This is a genomic window from Candidatus Zixiibacteriota bacterium, from assembly GCA_040753495.1.
In the GTDB taxonomy this organism is placed as follows: domain Bacteria; phylum Zixibacteria; class MSB-5A5; order GN15; family PGXB01; genus DYGG01.
Window position 1 is genome coordinate 1 of record JBFMEF010000212.1, and the last position, 7,657, is coordinate 7,657.

Below are 7,657 nucleotides of genomic sequence, written 5' to 3' on the forward strand. Positions count from 1 at the left end.
CTTGATATAACGAAGATACTCATTAGTGCTCATGGTTTTGAACCATTGGATTAATCTGGGAAGGGAGGGGTTCAAATCCTTTCCTGGTGGAAAGGATTTTGGGGCGACACATGGGTCGCCCCCTACGCTTTTTGACGGGGAATCGGGGGCGAGGCATGGGTTGCCCCCTATGATGTTAATTATGCCATGGAGATGGTTAGGCATTATGATAGATTCATCAATTTTGATACCGGCGAATTTTACGGGCAGCTTATACCACCATTTCTTGACCATTTCTCCGACCGCGCTCAATTCCACCGAATTATTGAGGATTGAACCCAGAAAACATTGTCGGTCATAGGCGCAAATGGTGATGAAATATAGTCCCGGAGTGGAGTAGTCGAATTCTTTCAGGCGAAGTGGTTTGCGGCGCATGAGATGTAGCCCGCAGATTTTAAAAGGTGATACCTGGCAGGGAATTTATGTTTCTTTGCTGTTGCAGTCGTCATCGTTTGCTTCCGCGTGCGCGATGTTCCCATTCGCCACATAGTCTATCTTCTTCCAGAATATCCTCGATATAGGATTGAAAACCGGGACCTGCCAGTGCATCAGCGGCATGGTGGAAACACTCTCTGGAGAATCGGGGGTCTGCAGGACTTATTTACTTGGCTTTGTGATTGATGAATTGAATTCGACAATGGCCCGCCAGTTTATGACACCACCACTGCAAAAGTCCTTAGAAAATTCGATGGTGAAGAGATTTATTAGTTTTGAATATTCCCCAATAAACTCCTCATTTCTTTCTTTGGCTTTATGGCCAAGGGGCTCAATTATCTCCGTATAGAGGTCCTTATTCCCTGAAATGAATTCCCAAAATTTTTGGCCGCAAAACTTCATGTAATCGCCTTTGTCTGGCTTATTATCGCGCCCATAACAGCATCCGTTGATAGCAACAACTTGCTTCTTGCCACCGCTTGTTCTAAGTATGCGCTTTGCACGTAAGAAAGACGCCCTCATCTGCCTGATTTGGCTTGAGTTTCCCCAATTGGGACCGGACTTGATTGCCATAATGTATCTGATTCCATTCTTGTCAAACTCAATATCGATGCCGTCGGAACTCGACTTTCTACCTGCAAGAGTCTTTTCACATACAAAAATAGCGAGTCCTTCGAGGAAATCACCGAATAGTGCTTCCTCTTGTGAAGACAAGAATGCATCCGTGAAGAACTTAACCAGGTCTTGGGCGGTCAAGATGTTTTTTGCTTTGTAAAGGTAGGGATTTTTTCGAGAAAGAATCTCCTTCAATTCTAGTTCTCTCAGTTTCTCTATCCGCTTCTTGTGGAACTCACCGATATTTTCTTCCACATAATTTCTTACATCCTTAATACTAATATTCATCATGCCTCAGCCCAATTTTAGCAGCTGCAATTCCAATGGATTTACTCTGTTCTTCACAATTTCACAATACTCAGGCAAGATTTCAATGCCGATAGAGTTTCTACTCAGCCTTTGGGCAACTACTAGGGTCGTGCCCGAGCCCATGAAGGGATCGAGTACTAGGTCTCCCTCCTTTGTGAACAGTTTTATAAACCATTCTGGTAGTTTTTCGGGGAAAACGGCACTATGCTCTTTGTTTCCGCACTCGGTTGCCATATGGAGTACATTCGGTGGATAGGCCATATTCCTGTCAAGCCAATTTGCTATCTTCTTGCCGAATCCGCTTCCATTCCTCGCATTATCCCGTCGCCTATCGGTCTCGCTTAGGTTTCTGAGACGATCTTGCGCCCAATCTCCCATAGGAACCATTACCGCACCCTGGTACATATTGAATTTTTTTGATTTGTTGAACTGCAAAAGCCTTTCCCAGGCATCCCTAAACCTGTTGGGCCACTTACCCGGATGGCAATTCTTCTTATGCCAGATGAATTCTTCTGTCCAGAGCCAGCCTTGCTTGCGCATTTCAAGAATCAATTCAAGAACGTATGTGTGGCGTTCACCATTAACAACTCTCTCTTTAATATTGAGAATGAAGGTTCCGGTCGGTTTGAGCACACGTAGTAACTCCTGAGAAATAGGTAGGAACCAGTCAACATATTTATTGGGGTTAATTCCCCCATAGGTTTTAGTTCTGCTGTCAGCGTATGGCGGAGACGTTATAATAAGGTCAACTGAATTGGCTGCCATTTTCGGCAATTCGGTTCGGCAATCTCCACAGATGACATTGGCGCTTATTTCCATGTGCCGGCTTCTCGAAGTGCTTAAGGTTGATTTCTTGCTCATATTATTAACTACGCCCACTGACATCTGCTGTCAGTCTTTTTTCTATTCATAATCCGATTCCAGGTAGTCTTCGGTCATTTCCTGGCGATGCATACGCTCGGAAAGGCGGCGGGAAAACTCCAAAGCGGAATTCTCGCCGTAAACCTTGAGCATATGATTCATCGCTATCACCTCGGAAATCACCGTGATATTTTTCCCGGGCGAAATCGGCACATTGACCTGCGGAATCGAAACCCCCAATATTGTGGTGGTGGTGTCTTCTATCCCCAGCCGCTCGTATTCGAGGTCATCGGACCAGAGCGTAAGATGAACCTCGACCTCAATCCGTTTTTGCAGACGGATGGAGCGGATGCCGAACAGTTTCTCGATATCGATTATCCCGATGCCGCGGACTTCCATATGATGTCCCAGAAGTTCGGAACCGGTGCCGACAATCAGGTCGGGGGCTTTGCGGATGATTTTGACGACGTCATCTGCCACCAGCCGATGCCCCCGTTCGACCAGGTCAAGCGCGATTTCCGATTTGCCGATGCCGGATTTGCCGGTGTAAAGGAGGCCGACACCGTAGACGTCAACCAGGGTGCCATGCATGGTCATAGAGGGAGCGAAGTAGGCGTCAAGATATGCCGCCAGACGGTTGGTCAGGTCGGAGGTGGTCAGCCGGGAGGAGAAGACGGCGGTTTTGTGGCGGTCGGCAATTTCGAGGAAATCGAGCGGCGGGGTGATACCTTTGGCAATAATCATAAGAGGGACATCACTGGCAAAAATCCGTTCGGCGGCGGAGAGAAGGGTGCTGTGTCCCATTTTGATGAGGTAGGTCATCTCGGTTTCGCCGAGCACCTGAGTTCGCTGACTGGCGAAGCGGTCGGTGAAACCGGCCAGCGCCAGACCGGGGCGATGGATTTCGGCGTTGGTGATTCGCTTCTTGAGACCGGCTTCGGAGTTGAGAAGGGTCATGTCGAAGTAGTTTTTGCGGTCTTTATAGAGTTTTTCGACAGTTAGTTCCGGCATAAAGTGCCCTTTTGTCCGCACCCCGTCCCGCCTATGGCGGGACGAGGCGAAAAAGTTGGTTCAGCTCAATTTATGAGGTGCTGGGGCGGGAAGCAAATGAAAAAAAGTACGAGGAGGTGTCAGTTCACGGTTCAAAAGGATTTGAACCTAAGAACTGACACAACGGGAACGGGAACTGACGCAACGGGAAGAAACCCACCGCAAGTCGCCGCGGCGACCAGGACGGTGGGGCACCAAATATTATCGGCAGATCACGCCTTACGTCTGAAAAGAACCGACGAAACCAAGGACATATTTTGCCAGGAAGGGAATCCAGACACCGCATTTCAATTGTAGCGGTCGACCCGTGTGTCGACCCAATCGCGAGAGCGAGAATATAGGTTCGCCATGGCGTCGATGAAAACCATTGGGGGTGGGATTGAGGTTTATTGAAAAAAAAGAAGCCCCGGCGGTGGGATGGTGCCGGGGCGGAAGAAACGGTCTACTGAGTTTACTTTCAACGGTCGGCTGAGTTTGCAATCAGCCAGCTACTGAGTTCATCGCTCAGAAGGTCAATCTTTCTGCTCAGACTTAAGCCTCATCTCCTCCATCTGTTCCTGAAGTTTCTGCATCTGCTCCTGCAACTGTTTCATCGATTCCTCCAGCCCTTCCATGCTCGGAATATCATCGTCAAAATCGCCGTGATACAGCCCCTTCATTTTGGGCAGATAATGGAAATCGAAGTTGTCCAGACCCGGGACATCGGGAATGACGATATCAGGCATATCGAAGGAAAAAGCGGAGCGCTCGTCGATTTCGACCGCCATTTCCATATTCTTCTTTTCTCGCAGGACGCCGATAGTGGCTTTGTCTCCCTTATCTTTCTGGCGAATCGCTTTCTGGACGTCGGTCGGAGATTTTACCGGTTCGCCGTCAATGGAGACAATGACGTCACCGGCTTTGAGCCCGGCTTTCTGCGCGGGAGATTGATCGATGACCTCCGTGACCAGGGCTCCCTCGCCATCTTTCACGCCGAAATATTCACCGAGTTGGGCATTGAGACTTTCCAGATTGATTCCAATGTAGGAGTTGGAAAGAGAGGATTTGTCGTAATAGTAGGAGAAGCTTTTCTTATAAGGTTTGGGGGATTTGCTTTTCTCCAGCAGCGCCAGGGCGTCATCATCGTCACGAACGCCGATGGTGGCGGTGAGAGTAAGTTCTTTCCCTTTACGCAGGACTGTCATCTTGACCAGGTCCCCTTTCTGATACTTGCGAATCATTTCGGAAAGCTGGTCGGAGCCGGTCAGTTTGGTGCCATCAAGGCTGACAATGATATCCCCCTGTTTCAAACCGGCTTCGTCCGCCGGGGAATTATCAACGACATGATTAATAATGACGCCGTAATCGCTTTCCAGACGGAAGGCTTCTTTCAGGTCGGGGTCAACGGTCTGGGAGTAAACGCCGAGCCAGCCGTCGTCGGCGACACTCAGAACCGGAAAAGCCAGAAAAAGGGCTACTGTCAATAGCTTGGTCAATCGTCTCATATTTTCCTCCATTGTTTTCTTTTGCACGCAAATAGTTTTACGCAGGGTCAATAGAGGAGGTTCCGTCAAAAAATAGCGGTCGGCGTGGTGCCCGGGGCGTGCTCAAATTCTGAGCGGGATAAGACCTTGGTCCGGAGCGCTCAGTACAGCTTCTCCCGTTTGGCGAGGAAGGCGTAAAGGGCGAAATCGAAGGGGATGGAGGTATCTATCAGATGGTAGTCTATGCGGCTTTGACGGCAGGCGGAGGCGATCTGCTCGGAAAACTCTCTGGAGAGGCGGGCGAAATGTTTTTTTATCTGCCACGGGAGGGTGGTCAATTCTTCGCCGGTCTCGAGGTCTTTGAATATCGCCTCGGTGGGGAAGGCGAAATCACGCTCGCGCGGGTCGAGGATATGGAAGAGGATAACTTCGTGCTTCTTGTGACGGAAATGTTTCAGACCGGAGATGATTTTCTCCGGGTCATCGAGCAGGTCGGAGAGGATGATAATTAATCCGCGGCGGCTGATACGCTCGGCCATTTCATGCAGGGCGGCGGAGATATCGGTCTTGTCGGAGGGGCTTTGATTGGCTAATTCCTGAAGGAGAATATGAAGATGTCCCGATTTGCTCCGCGGCGGGAGGTAGCGGCGGATTTTTTCATCGAAGGTCACCAGTCCGACAGCGTCCCGCTGTTTGAGCATCATGAAAGAAAGCGAAGCGGCCAGGAGCGAGGCGTAATCGAGTTTGACCGTGCCGCCGCTGGAGTAGCCCATGGAAGCGGAGCAATCGAGAAGGAGATAGCCTTTGAGGTTGGTTTCTTCCTCGTACTGTTTGATATAGTACCGGTCGGACTTGGCGAAGACTTTCCAGTCGATATCGCGGATGTTGTCGCCCGGCATGTACTGACGGTGCTCGGCGAATTCAACGGAGAAGCCGTGGTAGGGGGATTTATGGAGGCCGGCGATAAACCCTTCGACCACCATTCGGGCGCGGAGTTCCATCCCTTTGAGTTTCCCGACGATTTCGGGGTCAAGATATTTGCGGTAGGAGGGGGGCATAGGGGGAGTAAGCCTAAGGCTGCCAATTTGAGTGGATTTCGAGTTTGTTACCGGCTCCCAAAATCAAGAAGAGAGTGCCATCGTTCTTTGTACTGAGTGAATAACGGCCTTTATAGCCGCCTGCATGAGTGCTGGACTGATACCGAGAATCTACCTTCCCTTGGTTCTCCGAAGTCATGGTCTTTTCCGAAATGATATTCACAAACCGGACTTTACCATGCGGCATGCAATCGAAAAGCGATTGACAAAATCCCGATTCCAAACCGTGGTGGGGCACTACCAGGATTGAAATGCCCTTACTAACAATAATTCTAAAATCATCATTAGTCTCAAGAAGATACTCACAACCACTTGGCATCAAATCACCCATGAAATGAATTGAATTTTCACCTTTTCGCAGATGGACAACTATGCTCAAGTTATTTGTATAGTCTACTTTGGGCAATTCTTTCTCACAAATACTTGGCTTGATATAGAATAGTCGCATCTCAAAATCCGCAACTGCGGTTGGTAAGTCGCTCAAATACGCTCTCAATGGGGGACTCCGATGGTTTATCTTTTCTTTCAGAAATTCTATCGTACCGCGACCTTCTTGCTTATTGGACTCCAGGACTATTGACCAATTGACGTGCATGTCAAAGTCGGATTCATTGGGATTAGAATGTGGTGTGGTAAGTAACAACGGATCTGCTGCAGTAATTACTTCTTGTATTTCCGAGCAATGATCATAGTGAGGATGAGACACTATGACCTGAGCGAGAGGATGGCGTTTGTTGTTATATTGCGGCCGATCAAGCAAGGGTAGAAATTGAGGTTTTATGATTTCAGCAAAAGGTTTATATATGTCGCTGGCTCCGCAATCGATGATCATGCCAAAGTCGTCAGGTGTTTTCATAAATGTACTCAGCCCCCGACCCACGTTAAAGACCCAGACATATAGTTCTTTATTTCTGAACCAATATTTCTTCTGAAGTTCAAGCATGCTTTTTTATTTCGTTATCCTGTGCATTGGCAAAACAGTAGAAGATAAATAGCAGTGCCATCAGTGCAAGCACGGCCATTACGATGCGGCAAAACAGCGGCATTGGAAGACCGAAATCAACCAAATATATTAGGAAAGCACAGCCCACGCACATCATAATTACTGTTAATCCAAATGTACTTATTGGCCTTGCTACCCGACTCTCTTCCACCGGGATCTCCGTGTCACCTAGGTTTTTCCTGTAAAATACAGGATAAGTCCCCCAAACAGATGACTCACCGAAGAGAAAATGGGTGCGCAGAAAATCAAGCCTTCTCAATATCATCACAAAATAGAACCTATTCTTGATCATCATTGCTATAACGACTAAAGATGAGATCAGTCCGATTATGAGTATTGTGTCAGATGCAGTTTCCAGTTTCTTGTCGTTGAGCAATATGAAGCCATAGACTACGGCGAAGTAGACTGTCAGGAATGTCTTGAGAATTGAATTCTGAGTTTCCAAATAGTGACGCATCATTTCATAGTTTTGTGCAAATTCTGCAGTCACTAGGTCATCAGTACTTTTGCCCATATATACCTCCGGCCCATGGACTTCCTGGGCATGAGAAACTATATTCCTATTTCCTCCTCAAATCCGCAAATATTCTAAGCGACATAAAGAGAATCATCGACAGGAGCGGGATGCCGCCGATGTAACTGAGGATCTTGCCGTAAGTGCAGGAATCGAGTCCGGCCAGTCCGACGGCGTGCAGGAAAATGGCGACGCCGAAAATCCAGAGGGAGAGTTTTTTGGCGCGCGGTGACACGGTGCTGAACAAAAAGATGGCTCCCAGCCCGAAGAA

9 protein-coding genes are annotated in these 7,657 nt (G+C 48.3%); all 9 read right to left on the reverse strand.

Annotated features, from left to right (window positions below; genetic code table 11):
* Nucleotides 1–414 (reverse strand): hypothetical protein (locus AB1690_13670; protein MEW6016356.1); only part of this gene is annotated, 414 nt, incomplete at its 3' end.
* 222 nt (nucleotides 415–636) lie between these two features.
* Nucleotides 637–1,380, reverse strand: coding sequence for a PmeII family type II restriction endonuclease (locus AB1690_13675; GenBank protein MEW6016357.1), 744 nt, complete (start codon nucleotides 1,378–1,380; stop codon nucleotides 637–639).
* 3 nt (nucleotides 1,381–1,383) lie between these two features.
* Nucleotides 1,384–2,217, reverse strand: a complete 834-nt coding sequence (locus tag AB1690_13680; GenBank protein MEW6016358.1) for a site-specific DNA-methyltransferase — start codon at nucleotides 2,215–2,217, stop codon at nucleotides 1,384–1,386.
* Between the two features lie 84 nt (nucleotides 2,218–2,301).
* Nucleotides 2,302–3,270, reverse strand: coding sequence for an HPr(Ser) kinase/phosphatase (gene hprK / locus AB1690_13685; protein MEW6016359.1), 969 nt, complete (start codon nucleotides 3,268–3,270; stop codon nucleotides 2,302–2,304).
* 551 nt (nucleotides 3,271–3,821) lie between these two features.
* On the reverse strand, nucleotides 3,822–4,793 hold the full coding sequence (locus AB1690_13690) for a PDZ domain-containing protein (GenBank protein MEW6016360.1): 972 nt from the start codon (nucleotides 4,791–4,793) through the stop codon (nucleotides 3,822–3,824).
* Between the two features lie 140 nt (nucleotides 4,794–4,933).
* Nucleotides 4,934–5,830 (reverse strand): DUF58 domain-containing protein, encoded by an 897-nt coding sequence (locus AB1690_13695; protein ID MEW6016361.1) that lies wholly within the window; start codon nucleotides 5,828–5,830, stop codon nucleotides 4,934–4,936.
* A gap of 13 nt (nucleotides 5,831–5,843) precedes the next feature.
* Nucleotides 5,844–6,725 (reverse strand): hypothetical protein, encoded by an 882-nt coding sequence (locus tag AB1690_13700; protein ID MEW6016362.1) that lies wholly within the window; start codon nucleotides 6,723–6,725, stop codon nucleotides 5,844–5,846.
* 79 nt (nucleotides 6,726–6,804) lie between these two features.
* Nucleotides 6,805–7,386, reverse strand: coding sequence for a hypothetical protein (locus AB1690_13705; protein ID MEW6016363.1), 582 nt, complete (start codon nucleotides 7,384–7,386; stop codon nucleotides 6,805–6,807).
* A gap of 46 nt (nucleotides 7,387–7,432) precedes the next feature.
* The coding region (locus AB1690_13710) for a hypothetical protein (GenBank protein ID MEW6016364.1) at nucleotides 7,433–7,657 on the reverse strand (225 nt) is incomplete at its 5' end.

Excerpts from the sequence above, each read along its gene's own strand:
- AB1690_13675 (MEW6016357.1), bottom strand. The coding sequence starts at position 1,380 with ATGATGAATATTAGTATTAAGGATGTAAGAAATTATGTGGAAGAAAAT.
- AB1690_13680 (MEW6016358.1), bottom strand. The coding sequence starts at position 2,217 with ATGGAAATAAGCGCCAATGTCATCTGTGGAGATTGCCGAACCGAATTG.
- hprK (MEW6016359.1), bottom strand. The coding sequence starts at position 3,270 with ATGCCGGAACTAACTGTCGAAAAACTCTATAAAGACCGCAAAAACTAC.
- AB1690_13690 (MEW6016360.1), bottom strand. The coding sequence starts at position 4,793 with ATGAGACGATTGACCAAGCTATTGACAGTAGCCCTTTTTCTGGCTTTT.
- AB1690_13695 (MEW6016361.1), bottom strand. The coding sequence starts at position 5,830 with ATGCCCCCCTCCTACCGCAAATATCTTGACCCCGAAATCGTCGGGAAA.
- AB1690_13700 (MEW6016362.1), bottom strand. The coding sequence starts at position 6,725 with ATGAAAACACCTGACGACTTTGGCATGATCATCGATTGCGGAGCCAGC.
- AB1690_13705 (MEW6016363.1), bottom strand. The coding sequence starts at position 7,386 with ATGGGCAAAAGTACTGATGACCTAGTGACTGCAGAATTTGCACAAAAC.